The sequence below is a fragment of the Fibrobacter sp. genome (genome assembly GCF_045131395.1).
Classification (GTDB): Bacteria; Fibrobacterota; Fibrobacteria; order Fibrobacterales; family Fibrobacteraceae; genus Fibrobacter.
Genome location: NZ_JBGUQY010000032.1, coordinates 1 through 15,972 on the forward strand (window position 1 = coordinate 1; position 15,972 = coordinate 15,972).

The window sequence follows — 15,972 nt, forward strand, 5'->3', positions numbered from 1 at the left end:
AAAAAAAAAAAAGAAGAAAGAAAATAAAATAAAAAAAAAAAAAAAATAAAATAAGAAGCGCGACCGAAGCCGCGCTTCAAATCAATCAGAGTCAGTCCAAACCTTGTTCAGCCTTTACAGCTTCCAACTTTTCTGCGATTATCTTGCCTTCCTCGTCTACAAAATCGCAGAAATGATAATCAGAAGGACAGCACTCGTAGTCGATTTCTGAATCGGTCAATTCGTCCGTACTGTTGTCGATGTTATCCATTATAGATTCGCTGAACAGGCGGTGCTCTTGATAGAACTCAATCGCATGTTGGAGAGTGGGACTATAATAGTCATTTTTTTTGCGGTCAAAAACTTTTTTAAAATCGGTAAAACCGGGAGCTTCTTTACTGCTGGCAGTAACAGTAATCTTGCCTTCTGGCTTGTCTTCCTCATCCAATTCGTCTATATACATGTCCAAATATCCCGATACAAAGTCGATATAATATTGGTCGTCAGGTGCTTTTTCTCCTTCGAATTCGACGGCATAAAAGTGTACTGATTCCCATTCTCCGCTCTCATATTCAGACCTTATATATTGCGACGCGACTCTTCTTTTGCCCCCACTGCGTTCCTTCAAATCTTTAACAGCTGTGAGTCTGTATTCGGCCCATATAGGTCCGTGGCTGATAAGTCTTTCAAATTCTTCTTCGAGGAAGTCGCGGTTTTCAAAGTAGAAAATCTTTTCAACAGCTTCGAAATCGTTGGTAGCTAAATCTCCACCTTCACCGATCATGACTATTGTGTACTCTTTCATTTTATTTTCCTTTCGTTGCGTTTTGTTGGTGTTGTTCAACATCAACAATATACATTGTACACGTCTTTATAATTAGTTGTCAAGGTTCGGCGTGTCACAAGTAATATCAAGGGTTTTAACACGACACGCCGAGGATTGACAATTATGTATTTAGTCGTGTATACTGTATATTAGCAATTGCACCGCGCAGCTGAAAAAGCCGCCGCACCGAAAAATCCGAAAATTGAACAGAGTTGACTCGCCCGCCAAACCGCAGAACTGCGGCAAGGCAAAACCCCCGAACTTTCGGACGGTACGGCAGAATCAGCACGCACGCCCCAAAGCGGGCAAGAACGAGGTTTGCCGCGCCGCTCTCTCAAAGGCGCGGCAAACCTCCCCGACATTGAAAACTGAAAAGAGAAACGAGACAGAGGGCGAAAGGTCAGCCCCGCAGAGTCTGAACCGCTTCACGGCACGCTCTTTCGGCGTAAACTGCGGCCGCGTCAGACAAAGCGAACACGCAAGGGAGCAGTCCGCCCTTCTTTTTAAAAAATATGGAGCGGTTGCGTTCTATCGCAGAATAAAACAGCCTGAACGCTTCTTCTTTCTGCTGTTCGTTCAACGCTTCGGCTCTCACACTGAACACAGCCAGAAGCGGACGCCAAGCAGGCAACAAGAGCATGTCTTTAGCCGTCAAAGCCGTTTTCAGTTCATATCGGATAAGACAAATATTACCTTCCTCATCTCTAACAGTCGCATAAACGTTTCTGCGGTCGATAAAATCAATAATCTTAATATTTTTGGGGTCTAAATCTTTAAATTCTTTGACAGTGCACGTGTAGCTGTCGTATTTTTGAACGTTCGACATTATTTGCCCCTTCTCGCTCGTTTTTTCTGTGTTTGGTTTTCTGCAAGGCTTCGTACGGTTTCGCACACGTTTTTCGCAAGCGTAATACGGTTTTGAAGCAGTTGCCCGTTTTCTTCGAAAAATTTTTCGGGGTCAGCTTCTGCGGCTTTTTCGAACTGTTCGGCCAGTCCGCTCTCGTAAAGGCTGATGGCTGTGTCTGCTGTTGCGGCTTCCGCGCACATCCATATAAACCTGGAGACGGGCAAGTTTAAGCGTTCGCGCACGGTCAGCGGCTTGTTCAAGCATTCGGCGTATAGGACGGCTTCTCCGCTGTCAATCTTCAAACCGACCATCAGTACAGTTCTCGCGTCTTGAAAATCGGCGATTCTCGACTTGTCCTCGTCCACGGCGGCAAAATCGCCCGATATAATGTTGTATTTTCGGCTGATGTTCATTCGAACATTCCTCCCCACTCCACGTTTTTCGCGTTTTCCTCGTTTCCCGCGTCCGCGCTCCAAGGGTCTGCTCCTTGCCGTGTCCCCGGGGTTGCGATACCCTGTTTGCGCGGTTTCGCACTCGCAGAACGCGCAGGACGTTTAACATCTTTCTTATGCTCGTATCCTTTCAGCTCCCACCATTTTGGCTGTTTCGGCGGCGTTCCGCTCCCGATACGCGCCTTCCCGCAGTCGTGCGCGGCGAACGCGACCGCGTTAGACGGCGGTTTTATGGTTTCTCTGAAACGGGTGAGCACGGTCAAAGGCTTGCCCGGGGCGACTTCTGCGGCAACAATCGTGCGTTCTAAAACTCTCGCCGTGGCAATCTCCCGAGGGGTTGTTAAGACTTCGGGGTCGAACAATTCTTCGAGAGTGTCCCCGTACTCGTCGCAGAGTCGCACGCACAAACACCATGCTCGGCATTTGCCGCAACGTCGAGGTTTTATAAGCCATTTTCGAGCGGTCTCGTCCAAGTATTGCGACACCCATTTCGGCTTAACAGACATACCTTCAAATACCTCCGTTCTTTCCTATTGTTTGCCGTTAAACGTTAAAGCGTGCTTGCTTGCACTATTCCAAATCGTGTCACACTCATGCTCTGATAATCCCGAAATTTGCCCTCGCGTCTTCAAATCTTCTCGAATCTGCGGAGCGTTTTGCGGATAATGTAACAGTCGTCCGACTGTCCACGAGTAGAGAGTGCTGTTGCGCTGTCCTTCGGGTACGGGAGACAGGTCGGGCGTCCCGCCATGTTCGCCGCCGCTGAAAGTTGAGCGAGGTTCGCTCAAATCCCGCGTGTTTTGCGGTGTGCGCGGCTTCACGGTTTCGACTGCTCCTCCGATTTTCAGCCAGTCGCACAGTTGCGGAGACATTTCCGGCACAGTGTCCGAAGCGGGCAAACCGCAAAGCCTGTATTCGCCTTTGTCCGTCACGCTTCCCGCTCCGACCGTGTAGCCTTTCCCCTCACACCGAATATCGACGGGCAGTCCTCCAGCGCGCACGCAGTTCTTAAGCTTGCCGCACAAAGACTGAGGAATCTTGTAGTACAAGTGCAAGCCGCCGCTTGGCGTTCTCACCGCCCAAGTTTCAGGCAAAGCGTCGCTCCCGTATTCGCCGACCTGACGGCTGAGAGCGGTAAACCCGTCGCACTCGCCGCTGTTTTTCGGAGCGTCACAGTCAATAACGCAGAAACCGTCGCCGGGAACTACGCCGTACGGTGTCCCGTCTCCGGGGATTTCGGACAATCCCCCGTTTTCCGAGTTCTGCTTCCAGTTTCGGGCGACCTTGTCGCGGCCGCACGGCACAAACGAGCATTCAAACATTTGTTTTAAATCGGACGGGGCAACATTCTCAATCGGTTCAGGCAACGCGACAGCGTTTATATTCTCCGCTTCGACTGTCTGCGACTGCTCCCGGTACGGAGCAAACCTGTGTTCGTCGCACACTACAAGCACTCTGCACGGCTGACCGTCAATCCGTCGGACAACGCTTTTAAGACCCATTTTCGCGCACGCCGTGCGCGTTTCGTGATTTTTCGGCTTAAACGGGTTAAACCTGTTGAACGCGTACCCGTTCTCGTTAATCTCATCAGCTATCCATTCTTCGGCTTCCGTTAATACGGCGTTCGAAGCGGACACTTGCATGGCTTCCTGCCCGTTGCGCAACCATTCGAAACACGACAGAGCAATAAACGCGTACGCTCCCTCTTTTCTGCGCGTGAACCGTATCAGCGGCTCGAACTCTTCCGCCTTGCGCCCGTCTCTCATTCGGACGCGGACAATACGCCTGTCTGAAGCCGCGTTAAGGCTTGTTACAACATCGTCGTTCGTCGCGATAATCAAGGTTGCACGGTTTTTGAAAGCTACGGCGTTGCGCCCGATTTCACGTGACGTGAGCGTGTCGCCCGTGCTGATTTTTTTTAGGACAGACATTTGACGCAGTCCGATCTCGTCTGCGTCCTCATCGTAAATCCAGAACGCTCCTCGGGTTCTTGCCGCTTCCTGCTCCGCAGGAAAACTGGCAGTGTTGCCTTGGCGTCCTCCGAGAAGACGTGAAGCGTCAACGCTCCTGCACGTGTCGCTAAACGCGTTTGACAATGCGTTGAGAATAATCCCCTTTCCGTTGCCGCCGTTCCCGCTCAAAATAAAAGAAAAATGCTTGTATTCTTCCAAGAACGGACAGGCGAACATTCGGCGAAGATTCGACTCGCTCGCAGAATCCGCACAGCATTCTGCCAGCAAGCTTCTAGCCTCGTCAACGTTCAACTCGTCCAAGTCCGCATCAATCGTCAATTCGAAAGGATTGTTGAATCTTGGGTCTTCAACGTTCAACAGACGGACACGACCGCGGTCAAACATGAACGCATGATACTTGAATTTGACACCTCGAATCATCCGTTCAGGCTGTTTTAAACACTCTCTTACAATTTGGTTATGCCATGCTTCATTGCTCTGCTGTTTAGGCACATTGTAAACACTGCATACGTCCTCGCAACGTTTCCAAGATTCGAGCTTGCGGCCGCGCATTCCGTCAACTTCACGCACCCAAAGTTCTTGCTCGTCTTCGGACACGCAGAACGCTCCAAGTTTTAAATCCCACAGAATTCGACAGCATTCCACGGGCAGTATTAAGCCGAGGTCGCGATTCTTGCCGTCTTTGAATTGCGGGCATTTGACGCAACGCGCGTACCTGTCGTAGAAGTCGAAGTCTTCGCCAGTCGTATCCAAAACAAGCCTATTGTATACAGTTTGAACGTACTTGTTCGCATTCGGCACATTGTCGAAAACGTAGTAATCTTGAGCATTCATCTTTGTAGCCCCCTCCGCAGATCTTACAATTGTTACGCCTAAAAACAGTATTGTAACGCTTAAAAGTTTTTAGGCGTAACACTCTAACCCCTTGAAAATAAAGGGATGTAACGCATGTAACGTCTGTAACGCCTATTCTATATATAAATATTTTTAGGTTTTGAGACTATATATATATACGCGCGTGCGCGCGTTACACGCGTTACAAATTTCTTCAACTTAGAACTCCGGAGCAGGTTCAGACTGTGAATCCTCCGACAGAACCTCACGCACCTGCTCTTTGGTGCTGTGCGTCATGTCCGCGATTTCAGCCAAACTCCAATCCAGCTTTGAGAGTTTAATAATTTTCTGTTTGCGCGAATCAGAAACACCCTCCGCGCCTATTTCGGGCTTTTTCTCCGCCGCTGGCGCGTTTTCAGCCGCAGACCCTATACTAAACTCGTATTCGTATTTTTTCGCAGGGTTAAGCCCGTTTTTCTGTGGCACGTATTCTGCAAACTTTGCGCGCATAAAATCGCCCTCCGCCGGAAAACGCCCGAAACGGTTTTTCGCTGATGTCAGCGCGTCCCTCTGCAAACCCCAAAGATTCACAAAAACAGAAAAAACTCCGTTCTCATTCTCAATCTCGAATACAGCCTTGAATTTAGGCTTGCCCGACTTCTGAAACGTTGCCGGGGTCTGCGTACCGTAAACGTACGGCTGAAACACTTTAACGCTCCTAATCTTGCCCGAAACCTCATCGCCGGGGACGCTTTCGCCTGTAAAAAACGGGGAAACGTCGCCGCCGCCGCCGAGAATATCGGATAAGCTCTTGTCCGTGTCCACTCCGAATCCTGTATTTTCTTCGGACATATTATTTTTTCCTTTCTCTAATTTTTTTCTAATTTCCAGGAGCGTATTCGGCTCTGAAATTCTTTTCCAGCTCGAAACATTGCGCCGGCAGTTTCGACGCGTCCACGAACGGGCGCGGAGCATAAGACGGGCATTGAAAACAATCGGCTTTCGGCAGACACTCTATCCAATCCGACAAGGTTGTTTCGCCATGCTCGTTTTTGACGAGCGCGAAACAGTCGAGCATTGTCTGAGCCCGATCAAACGACCAAACCGCGATATTGCGGTCGGGTCGCGCTTCGTAAACTTGCGCGGCTTCCAACGTTGCCGCGTCGCGCGGCAGAAAATAGACGGCACAGCGCGTCACGGCTTCCCCCTCGTTTTGAAGAGCGGCCGCATAAAGATTTATTTGGACTTTATATTGTTGTGAAATGCCTTTAAACTGCACTTTCCTGCGCGTGTACTCGCCGACAACCTTCCAATCGACTACCGTGCAGGTCTCACGGTCGTACAAGTCCGCATGACCTCCGACACGCATTTTAGACCCGTCAGGCATGCTCAAATGCCCGATATACAGCTCACGCTCCGTATAGAATCTCTTGTATTCGGGGTCTGCGTTGTTGAACGTTTTTTCAAGTTCAGCGTGAACCGCCGTCCCGATTTCGGGAAGCCAAGCCGCAGACTGTCCTCGCTCGTAGCCGAGAAGCCTTTTAGCAAGACAGCGCAGACAGTCCGTTCCCAGCTCGCTTGCCCCGATTTCGCGCTGTTGGGCGCGCGGACGGTTTATAATATTGTTTTCAATAATCCGCTTGTATTCGTTCCATGCGCGCGCGGATTCTTCTGTTTTACCGACGTGCGGCAGATTTTTGGCGGCCGCCACCTTTTTTAAAAGTTCCGAATGTTCCATTAGATTATTATCCCCTTTGGTTACGCGGTTTTTCCGGTTTTCGCGGTCACGGTTACGACCGGTTCGGACTCTGTGTACACTTCCTTTTTTTCCTCGTCAGACAGAAGAATCTTGAACGCCGCCGCGTCAGGCACAATCTTGTACAATTCCGGACGTTTTTCGGGCGTATACAACGCTTCCGCTTTCTTAGCATTCAAACGTTTTGCCCCTTTGCGCACGCTCACGTACGCTGTCGGCGTGTCAACGGGTTTTATGACGCCGTCCAAAAGCTTCAATATTTCCTGCTGAGCAGTCTTGATTTTTTCTGCGCACTCCTCTGCACGTTTCTTGTTTTCAAGAATCACGCCTGCCAGTTTTTCAATCTGCTCATTGCGAATCCGTTCTTTTATCTGTTTGTCTGCTGTTTTTTCTGCGGTTTCTATTTTGTTGCTCACTTTTGGTTTTCCTTTCTTCTATTGGTTTTGAGCGTTGCCAAATGCCGCGCGTAACGTTATATCAAAAGATGTAACGGTTCACGGGCAAAACTTTTTGCAAATTTTCTAAAATTCTAGTCTTTGAAACGTTCCACGGGCGCAAGAATGCCAAGATTCGCAATCTTTGCAAGCGTGCGCAAATCCGTCAAAACATACTGGTCTCCGATACTTTCAAGCGTCGATAATCCGCTTCCGCGGCGTTTAAAAACCACGAAAGCATAATCCGCATCCGCATTGCCCGCTTCGTTTAACGCCTGTTCGAGCCAGTCGGACAAATGCCCCGCATAGTTTGAATAATTCTTGCACTCCAATATTGCAGGCTTGCCGTTGACTTTAAGCCCTTTAATATCTCCTTCGTCGGTTTTGCCGTGCAAAACCTCGCGGCGGATCGTTCCCTCCGTATCGTTTGAAACGGCTTGAAGATATTTGACTACCGCGCTCTCAAACGCCGTGCCTTTCTGCTTCTGTCTGCTCAAAATTCCAACATCCTCTCCTCGTCGAAAGATTCGGAGCTGTTCTTGTCCTGTTCTCCCTGTTTGATGTCCTGTTCTTTCCAACGCCGCCAAGTTCGATAAATTGCGAATGCTGTCGGCCATGCTCCGAAATTGAAAAGCGCGAACGCTATATTCTGAGGCATAACATCAAAAAGCGCATAAAATGCGCATGAATTGCACATTATGCCTAGTCCTGTTGCGGCCAGCACGCTGTCCTGACGGCGTTCGTAAACTTCGGGGGCTTCGCGTTTCGCTGAAACGTTTCTTTCTGTTCTGCTGTTATCTGTGCGAGATTCCATTTTTCTTGGCACTCTTTTCTGCTTTTTCGATTATTTTGGTTGGCGAAATGTTTAATTTTTGGCAAAGCAATATAAAATCGCTTAATAACAGAGTGCCTGTTTTGTATCTGCGATACAGCGTAGATGTTGATACGCCTATATTTTCGGCTTGCTCTTGTATGGTCAATTGTTCTGCTCTTGTTTCTCGTCTGAGCTGTTTTATAATGTTTCCTGTTCTGTAACTTTTCATATTTAATATGATAGTATTCAAAATTGATAAAGTCAAGTCAAAAACGAAAAAAATATTTTATATTTAGAAAAAAATTAGAAATTAAAATCCAAAGTATCCCTCAACAAAAAAAAATAAAACCCCCTAAAAAAGGGGGTTTTAACATTTTAAGGATGTTTTGCGCAAAACCTATTCTACACTAAACTAAAAGCGGAATCCACTTCAAATCCTCTTTTTCTTCGGGAACTTCTTCCGGATAAAACATTCTTATCACCGTTCCTGTTTTACAATCTTTTTTCTGCTCCTCGAACAATTCAAGAATATTTATTTTTGCGGAATGAAGCCAAAACGGAGAATTCGACTCTAAATTATATTTTTTGTAATGAGCTTCGTCTCTGTAACTGCGCACCGCTACAGTCTCGTCGTCGATATGTTGCGACAAATTACGGCAATATTCTATAACCTGTTTAAGCATTGCATCCATTTTGTCCAGCTGTTCGTCGGACGGAACCGATCTGCCGTCCGCTGTTTCGTAAATGAGGATAGAGCGTGGTTTTAATCCGACAAGCTTTGCGCAGTCGGATGAAGTCATTTTCAAATTGTTTCTGAGCCGTTTTAATTTTGCTCTCCTCATATTCTCATCGCTTTTTCTATGCCCGATATAAAAGTCTTCCGGATCTTCACCTTTCATGATTTTAAGGAGCGCAAATTCTTCTGCCTGCGCGTTTAGCTGACCTCTTGCGGCGAGGGCGAGAGGTTCTGTTTTCTCGTAATCTTTTTTACTCGAGTAAAAGCCCGTTCTGCCTGTCTGCGTTCCGCTTATATGAGCTTTAAAAAGTTCTCTGCATATTTCTTTTTGCTGTTCTGTAGGCGTTTCGAGCGTATTTGGGTTTTCTATTCTCTGTATTCGTGAAACGGATTTCATGCCGAATAATTCTGCGAGTTCGTCTTGTGCTGTTCCTGTTCTTTCGCGAATGTATTTTGTTTCGGCTTTGCTTATTGCCATTTTTTCCGATCTCCTTTTCATGCGTAACATATACTACTAATATTGTAGCATTATTCAAAACACCGTGCGCGTCGTTTCTATGCACCGCATGAACTGAACTATTTGGAAAATAAGACATTGAAGCATGCTCAAAAATTTAAGACTAAAAAATTCTTCGGCGTGTTGCGCGTCATTGCGTCCGATATTCGGCAAAAAGGCTAGAAATCTGAAGCGATTACGGGCAGAAGAGCGGCCCGCTCTTGTCTTACGCCCTGCAAGCGTGCCTGCGCCCATTCCACCGAATGGTTAGAACGATAAATATTGCATTGCCGGTGCGCAAGCCGGCAATTCGAAAAATCGTATGGCGAACCGCCAAAAGATACAGGAATAATCTCGTCTACCTGCGGCGCAAGCGGATGCGGGTTCTTAAGCGTCTTATCAACCGGCTTGCCGCACAAATAACAACGGTCGTAAGCCGCAAGAACCCGCTTGCACACTTCGTTGCGCCGAGACGCGTTAATTCTGCGCGGGTTCGGTTTGCGGCGCATAGTCTTCGGCATCCCCTACCAGGAAGAAACAGCCGTGCGTTTGCGTGTAGACCTTGTTTGGAGTGTTTACGCTCCTGTACGTGTAAGGCCCGTAAAAGTGGTAATCGTAGCCTGGTGCTATAGCCAAATATCTTGGTTTGAACACATGTCTTACTCCATATCCTTCCTCCCATTTGCATGCCGGAGGATATAAACTAAGACTACGTTGCGGTTCTTTGCAGGTCACATGCGGACTGTAAAACGATATAACGTTATTATACAGTTTTTTAAACTGAATCTTTCCATGCTCTCGACCTATATAAGCAGCCGTTAACAGCCCATTCGCCGCTTCGCTTTTGAATCCTTCAATATAGGCTATGCAGTGCGAATTAAGGAGAGTATTCCAGCTGTCAAGTTTATGATCCGGAGCTGGTTCGTAAGGCTTGTGAGTATCCAAAACATACGAGTCAGCGTCCGTGCCGATGAACACCGCATTATCGCGCACGTAGGAAACAAGATGAACGCTCAAGCTCTCGCTTCCGGGTACTTCCGAGGTTTTTACCGTAGGCAAACTAAAATTCCAAAAACCATTATGTTGTCCAAATTCTCTGGTTTTCACATACCAAATACTGATATTATCTCTATTAAACCACGTCGGACAAACATCCGTCGGTAGGACTTCCTGCACTGCGGCAAGAAGATCTTCTGCCGGAGCGTTTTCTTCATTCCACGCCGTAAGCGTTCCTGTGACGCGAGTCCATTCAGCCATTCTGCTTCTCCTTGATGGTAACTGTGTCGCTTTCGCGCATAGAATCGTGCGCCGGATCTATAATCGTGACCGGGTCAAAATCCGGCGTTTCATAAATCGGTATAACGGTTGTCTGCTCCGAGTCTTTATTCTGAACGTGAATAATGCACTTGCGGCCGTCAGTGTCCACCGTAATAACGGGGCTGAACCCGTCTTCTCCTTTTTCGCCTTTTTCGCCTTTTTCGCCTTTTTCGCCGTTTTCTCCTTTTTCGCCGTTTTCGCCTTTGTCTCCCTTGTCTCCCTTGTCGCCCTTGTCGCCTTTTTCGCCGTTCTTGCCTTTAGCGATTTCGACGGAATCAGAGTGGGTAGCGTCCGTCACAGTAAAACGCACAGAATCTCCGATGTCTTCAAGCTTTGTAATCGGACTGAACCCGTCTTTACCGTCCTTGCCTCCGTCTCCGCCGACAATACGTCCAACATTAATTACCTTATTTTCGATGTTACTCATATGCTCCTCCGTTTCTATTCGTCAACAAGAAAGAAAACCGAACCTGTCGGATACATTCTTATGCTTCGCCCGTTAATCGTGATACTGTAGTTTTTGTCTTCTCCGATCTCGCCTTCGGGCGAATAGAATACGCCGGGCATGTGGTTCGGCATATTCCCGTAATAGGTCACTTCGGCCGGGATCGGGTATGCCGGCATTATCGAACGGTACGATGGATGAACCTCACTGCTGTAATGGAGCGGCCTGTCCAACATCGGGAAAACGTCAAGCAGACGTGTTTCTGTTTTAGCGCTGTTCAACATTGGTGAAATATAGTAAATGTTTACTGTCCCGTTATATTCGACGATTTTGCAAGCGTACATAAGCATGTGCGCGCTGAGCCTGGAATTTCTGACATCGCGATTGCCGCCATCCCACGCTGTTGCGGTAGCGTCGGTCGTCAGAAAAAACACGTCATTCTTCCAATATGCACACAAGTGGAAGTCTACTGAATCGTCGGCGTTTTGCTTCGGCAGGCTTAGAAGGTATTCGCCTTTCCAGTCGCCGCTGTCAATGAGCACGCGTACTCTGCTTCCGTCTTTGTCGTCGCTCTCATCGTTGACAAGGACAACACAATTCTGTCCGATCGACTCACTGAAAATCTTGTTGACGGCTTTCATTCTTGCCTTCTGGTCAGCCGTGCTTTTACACCAATCGGTTTCAATACCTGTTTTATAAGACCATTTCAAGGGTACGGACATTCGCGTTCCTTTCCAGTTTTTTATGTGTATTGTTTTAGCTTATTATCAGATCTGCGACATAGGAAGGAAAAGGGATTACGGCTGTTAAACCGTCAGAAGTTCTGATTGTGAGACTGTCCGTTTTTTTTTCGACAGTCAGCTGAGTTCCCTTTTCGCCTTTATCGCCCTTATCTCCTTTATCGCCTTTATCGCCCTTGTCGCCCTTGTCGCCTTTATCTCCTTTATCGCCTTTTTCGCCTTTTTCGCCGTTTTTCCCTTTAGCGATTTCGACGGAATCAGAGTGCGTAGCGTCCGTAACCGTGAAACGTACGGACTCTCCGAGGTCTTCAAGTTTTGTAATCGGACTGAACCCGTCGCGTCCAGGTTTGCCTCCGCCATCGCCGCCGACAACCGAGCCTAAAGTAATCACTTTGTCTAAAACGTCCGCCATTTTGTATACTCCTTCCCAAAAAATTTTTTAACCGGCAGAAAAACGTTAACGGTATTCACGCTGGAGTAGAGCGAGAAGCCTTGCATGATATGGAGCTTCAGCAGTTCCAACGCCAACCAAAGGCAAATCTTTCCCTTCTGTCTCACGCGCAATAATGTTTATTGCTTCCATCTCGTCAGGATGGTCGACAGACCGAAGACCGCACCCGTCAAAATAGCATATTCCCGGCTCGTCTCCGAGACGGACAAAAGCGTTCAATGGCATATCTTCCTCCTTGATAGGTTTTATTTCTTGTCCAGTCAAAATCTCGTTTGCACGCGCCAAAACCCTGTCCACCGGCAATCCGTTTGGAGCAAGGTCGGGACAGCCTGCATGGTCTGTGCCGGGGACTTCACGGTGCAGGTACACATTCCCGTTCAACCCGTCGTGTTTCAAAAAGCCTAAATTATATCTGCGTGAAATATCAGCGCAAAGTTGTGCTGACGCTTCCACGCACGCGTCCGTACATCGGATGGACGGGCTTCCGCCTTCGTGTTCGATTGTGATTCCCGAACAATCGGAAGCCATGTCTCCGTCAGCCCACGACCCGTTGTCCTCGTCAACATACTGGTGGATGTCGCCGTTGCCTCCAATCCCGTAGTGCGAACTTGCACGGTAGTTCGGGTTCATAAAAACCGTGTCCGTGCCGGACAGCGTGCCGACCATAATGTGCAAGGTAATGTGGTCTACCGTGTAGCCGTTACGCCCGTTGTAATGGTTTGGAGTGAACACGTTTGCGTGCGGCAAGCTTGTGCTTGTCATTTTTCGTCCACCTCCTCTTTCTGTGAGGCGTTCCCCCGATCATACTCTTCACGGCTAGGCATTTTTCGTATGCGGCGGATAAACGTTTCGCACATCCCGTTGCCTCCGAGGTTCTTGTAAAGCGAATACAGTTCTTCGGCTTCTCTCAAACTGTGTGCCGCACAGTACCCGACAAAGCTTGATTTTTCGTATATTTGCTCAATATTCAAATACAATAGCTTGCGCAAACCTTCCGCATATTTCTCCGTATCGTTCGAAGCGGTTACTGCCGTGTTTTCAATGCGAGTTTTCGTGCGTTTTTCGGTTCGCCTGTTCAACAGTCCAGCAATCAACGCACTAAAAGTGCCTGAACTCATCAGGTAACAGAAAAAATCTAGCATTTCTTACACACTCCGATTCCGCAAACAGATAGAACAAAACCCGGATTCTCTGCGCTTTGTTTGACGTTTTCCCCTTCGCCGCAGACAATGCGAAGCTTTATATTATTATACCCTTTTTTAACCGTGAGCGTAGTAAAAAAAGCGCGTTCGACTCGTTCTCCTTTGCCGGATTCTCCAAGCCTGATTCTGCGAATTTCACCTCGCGCATTCACAAGCTCCAATATTGCCGGACCGCTCTCAGGGAGACTGTAACAGGCTGAACCTGATACTGCGCTTTCTGAATCTGTGAGCGCGCAGAAGCCTGTTTCATACCATTCTTCCCCATTTTTGCTGTCTGCTCCTGTAAGAACAGGTTCTAGGCTTGGCTGTAATACTATCTGCCGTAATGTTTGCGCGTTTTGCCGTGAAACCGCGGCAACGGTTTTGCGTAAAGCGTTTTCAGCCGCCGTCGCTCGTTCAAAAGCTGTTTGAGCGGCAATATACGGCAGTTCATCGGGTTCAGGTTTCAGCTTATAGTGGAGCATAATATTTTTTCACCATACTATATATATAATGTGTTATTCGAAAAACGGGTCGGGCATAACATCGAACACAATATTCACCGTATCGGAATTGTTGCCGGACAATTCCATAATACGGCATTCGAACAATCGTTCGCGTATTGTTGGAAAGTTTTTTATGAGAACGTCGGCGCGTTCTCCCGCAAAAATTTTTCCGATATTGTAAACTGGTTCACCAGTCGCGTCCGAAATATCCGACAAATTGAAAGAGCCTTTTATTTGAATCAGCGGCCGCGCTTGAACGTTAAGCAAGTTCAAAGCATGACCTCGCAACAGGTCGTAATTTTCTGTTTCAGAATCCGAAATGCACGCTTCCGTCATAATATACGGATTCGCGCTCTCGCACATGCTCATATTCTCGACCATTGCTACTGTCGACAATTCTTGGTCTTCGGGTGTCGCTCCAACAGAATAGATTCGGTTACAATGATTCGAATGATCTATCGTTATATCTTGGAGCGTTTGAAGCCGTTGCGAATTAATAAAATAATGCGTGTTTGTTGTGCTGATAGTCTTGTTCACATCATCCCCGGCGACAAAACGCCAGAAAATGCGGCGTGACGATTCATCGTAAACGGGTCTGAACTGCATGTCCACCCCGTCTTGAACATTCGCAATCTTCTTGAGAATATCTGCACAAGAAAGATTTTGTATATCGTTATCCTTGTATGTTCGCTCGTGCGACCCCCGCTCACGCAAGTACGGCAGGTCTAACGGCAGACGCCCGTTCTTGCGGCGATTCGTACAAACGTCTATCACACGGCAGGCGATAGCCCGGAGCGACAAGCCTTTATATTCGAAAACACCAGGCGCAGTGTGTTCAGGATTCGTACCAAAATCATTATCGTGAACCATATAACGCCGAGAGAGAACAGCCAAAGGCGAATCTAAACTGATTTGAGCTTCCGTTCTTTTCTCAGACAAGCTCGAAATAATGCCGGCAACGATCGGAAATAAGCGTTTGCGGTTGTCCTCCCACATCAAACACAATCCGCGTCGATAAGGTGCTATAAGGTCTCGCCGTTCCGTTTCCGTAACATTGCCGAAAACCTCCCACGGCAGGCTTACGCCGCCAAACTCGTCTTTCCCGACATTCCTGTCTTTCGCAGTGTCGAAAGACGAGTCGGAAACTGTAACCTTCCACGAGAAAGAACCGATATTGATTTCACGGTCTAAAACCCCGGTCAGTCCGTCGAAAAGCCAAACATGCCAAGCCATCAGTGACTCCTTATACTGCGCCGAGATCCCACACTGTCAAACAGTAACCTTTATAAGTGAACGGATCAGAACCGTTATTATAGTGATATGAAATGCCCGTGTCGTCTTTTTCTTTATTCGTACACCCGATCCGAATCCTCACTGTATGGTAGCCTTTAGAAACTTTAAATATTTTGAAAGGCGACCAGTCCTCCCAATCCGTCCCGAACCGCCGTTCGGACGCGCTCGCTTCAACCTCCTGTCCGTCCAGTTGAAACGATACAAGCTGAGTGTTATAACTTCCGTTCCAAGCATTCGCAGTCATTTCAAACTGCGCCATCACAAGGTGTTCGCAACCTACTGTAAACGATACAGGCAACTCGTAATACCATTCACGTATCCCGCCGCCGTAGTCTCCGTCGCGCTTCTCCCAATTCCTGCCAAGCATGCCGAGGCTTGCGCCGCGCAAGCACGCTTTAACCCCGTAATATGCGAACTTCGCCGCTTTCGTAGACGTAGCTTTCGCAGGCAAAGTGAAAACTCCGATCATTACGCCGTTTGCGGGGACTGTCGGGCGTTGAGGTGTTGCGGCAGGAGTACCCTCTAAGCATTCGACATGCACAGTATTATCCGTTGCAGTGTTCGACTGGTACGCATAGATCACGTCTATTCTCGAATACGTTGAATCGCCTGCGGATACTTTTATTTCTTGCGCGTTTATCGGCATTTCAACCATGCCGTCCAAATCGGAGGAGGATACGACCGCAACGCCGTCAGAGATTCTGTATGCCATGCTGTCCGTCGTAGACAGCGTAAGCCCGTTTACGATTCCGACGTTAGCCCACCGCCCCGCAATCGTGCGACGGTGCATGAGCGGCGTAACACCCTCGCCCGTCGCAGTGAGCGGCGCAATGCCGAGACCCGTAGTGTTTTCAGCCATCGATTCTATCCTTTCTTTCTCTGTTATCCAAAT

19 protein-coding genes and 1 pseudogene are annotated in these 15,972 nt (G+C 48.1%); all 20 read right to left on the reverse strand.

The genetic code is table 11. The annotated features are described in order from the left end of the window. Window positions 1–91 precede the first annotated feature (91 nt). The 20 genes and pseudogenes from ACJMNB_RS08980 to ACJMNB_RS09075 all read right to left on the reverse strand — a co-directional run bounded on the left by ACJMNB_RS08980 (window position 92) and on the right by ACJMNB_RS09075 (window position 15,939). Complete coding sequence (locus ACJMNB_RS08980; protein ID WP_405341623.1) at window positions 92–823, reverse strand: hypothetical protein; 732 nt, start codon at window positions 821–823, stop codon at window positions 92–94. Between the two features lie 382 nt (window positions 824–1,205). Further along, window positions 1,206–1,631: a hypothetical protein gene (locus tag ACJMNB_RS08985; RefSeq protein WP_405341625.1), complete on the reverse strand. Its 426-nt coding sequence runs from the start codon at window positions 1,629–1,631 to the stop codon at window positions 1,206–1,208. Next, window positions 1,631–2,065 (reverse strand): hypothetical protein, encoded by a 435-nt coding sequence (locus ACJMNB_RS08990; protein ID WP_405341627.1) that lies wholly within the window; start codon window positions 2,063–2,065, stop codon window positions 1,631–1,633. The genes ACJMNB_RS08985 and ACJMNB_RS08990 overlap by 1 nt, the downstream gene beginning before the upstream one ends. A 569-nt stretch (window positions 2,066–2,634) precedes the next feature. Then, complete coding sequence (locus ACJMNB_RS08995; RefSeq protein ID WP_405341629.1) at window positions 2,635–4,911, reverse strand: bifunctional DNA primase/polymerase; 2,277 nt, start codon at window positions 4,909–4,911, stop codon at window positions 2,635–2,637. A gap of 219 nt (window positions 4,912–5,130) precedes the next feature. Beyond that, the gene (locus tag ACJMNB_RS09000) at window positions 5,131–5,763 is read right to left on the reverse strand and encodes a hypothetical protein (protein WP_405341631.1); all 633 of its coding nucleotides are present in this window, start codon (window positions 5,761–5,763) and stop codon (window positions 5,131–5,133) included. Between the two features lie 28 nt (window positions 5,764–5,791). Beyond that, a complete protein-coding gene (locus ACJMNB_RS09005) occupies window positions 5,792–6,649 on the reverse strand; it encodes a PD-(D/E)XK nuclease family protein (protein ID WP_405341633.1) in 858 nt (285 codons plus the stop codon). 20 nt (window positions 6,650–6,669) lie between these two features. Next, on the reverse strand, window positions 6,670–7,083 hold the full coding sequence (locus tag ACJMNB_RS09010) for a hypothetical protein (protein ID WP_405341635.1): 414 nt from the start codon (window positions 7,081–7,083) through the stop codon (window positions 6,670–6,672). Between the two features lie 113 nt (window positions 7,084–7,196). Continuing rightward, complete coding sequence (locus tag ACJMNB_RS09015; RefSeq protein WP_405341637.1) at window positions 7,197–7,718, reverse strand: hypothetical protein; 522 nt, start codon at window positions 7,716–7,718, stop codon at window positions 7,197–7,199. A 177-nt stretch (window positions 7,719–7,895) separates the two neighbouring features. Continuing rightward, on the reverse strand, window positions 7,896–8,144 hold the full coding sequence (locus ACJMNB_RS09020) for a helix-turn-helix domain-containing protein (RefSeq protein ID WP_405341639.1): 249 nt from the start codon (window positions 8,142–8,144) through the stop codon (window positions 7,896–7,898). Window positions 8,145–8,322: 178 nt separating this feature from the next. Continuing rightward, window positions 8,323–9,129, reverse strand: coding sequence for a helix-turn-helix domain-containing protein (locus tag ACJMNB_RS09025; RefSeq protein WP_405341641.1), 807 nt, complete (start codon window positions 9,127–9,129; stop codon window positions 8,323–8,325). 356 nt (window positions 9,130–9,485) lie between these two features. Beyond that, window positions 9,486–9,668, reverse strand: a pseudogene (locus tag ACJMNB_RS09030) (endonuclease); the annotation flags it as partial. After that, window positions 9,625–10,404: a hypothetical protein gene (locus ACJMNB_RS09035; protein WP_405341643.1), complete on the reverse strand. Its 780-nt coding sequence runs from the start codon at window positions 10,402–10,404 to the stop codon at window positions 9,625–9,627. The pseudogene ACJMNB_RS09030 and the gene ACJMNB_RS09035, both read right to left, overlap by 44 nt. Continuing rightward, a complete protein-coding gene (locus ACJMNB_RS09040; RefSeq protein WP_405341645.1) occupies window positions 10,397–10,891 on the reverse strand; it encodes a hypothetical protein in 495 nt (164 codons plus the stop codon). Before ACJMNB_RS09040 ends, ACJMNB_RS09035 begins: the two co-directional genes overlap by 8 nt. Before the next feature lie 14 nt (window positions 10,892–10,905). After that, window positions 10,906–11,451 (reverse strand): hypothetical protein, encoded by a 546-nt coding sequence (locus ACJMNB_RS09045; RefSeq protein ID WP_405341647.1) that lies wholly within the window; start codon window positions 11,449–11,451, stop codon window positions 10,906–10,908. Window positions 11,452–11,665: 214 nt separating this feature from the next. Continuing rightward, window positions 11,666–12,061: a hypothetical protein gene (locus ACJMNB_RS09050; protein ID WP_405341649.1), complete on the reverse strand. Its 396-nt coding sequence runs from the start codon at window positions 12,059–12,061 to the stop codon at window positions 11,666–11,668. A 45-nt stretch (window positions 12,062–12,106) separates the two neighbouring features. After that, window positions 12,107–12,862 carry an N-acetylmuramoyl-L-alanine amidase gene (locus ACJMNB_RS09055; protein ID WP_405341651.1) on the reverse strand — a complete coding sequence of 252 codons (756 nt, stop codon included), beginning with the start codon at window positions 12,860–12,862 and terminating at the stop codon, window positions 12,107–12,109. Beyond that, window positions 12,859–13,242, reverse strand: coding sequence for a hypothetical protein (locus ACJMNB_RS09060; protein WP_405341653.1), 384 nt, complete (start codon window positions 13,240–13,242; stop codon window positions 12,859–12,861). The genes ACJMNB_RS09055 and ACJMNB_RS09060 overlap by 4 nt, the downstream gene beginning before the upstream one ends. Continuing rightward, the gene (locus ACJMNB_RS09065; protein ID WP_405341655.1) at window positions 13,236–13,766 is read right to left on the reverse strand and encodes a hypothetical protein; all 531 of its coding nucleotides are present in this window, start codon (window positions 13,764–13,766) and stop codon (window positions 13,236–13,238) included. The genes ACJMNB_RS09060 and ACJMNB_RS09065 overlap by 7 nt, the downstream gene beginning before the upstream one ends. Window positions 13,767–13,799: 33 nt before the next feature. Further along, window positions 13,800–15,020: a hypothetical protein gene (locus ACJMNB_RS09070; RefSeq protein WP_405341657.1), complete on the reverse strand. Its 1,221-nt coding sequence runs from the start codon at window positions 15,018–15,020 to the stop codon at window positions 13,800–13,802. 10 nt (window positions 15,021–15,030) lie between these two features. After that, window positions 15,031–15,939 (reverse strand): hypothetical protein, encoded by a 909-nt coding sequence (locus tag ACJMNB_RS09075; protein ID WP_405341659.1) that lies wholly within the window; start codon window positions 15,937–15,939, stop codon window positions 15,031–15,033. Window positions 15,940–15,972: the final 33 nt, after the last annotated feature.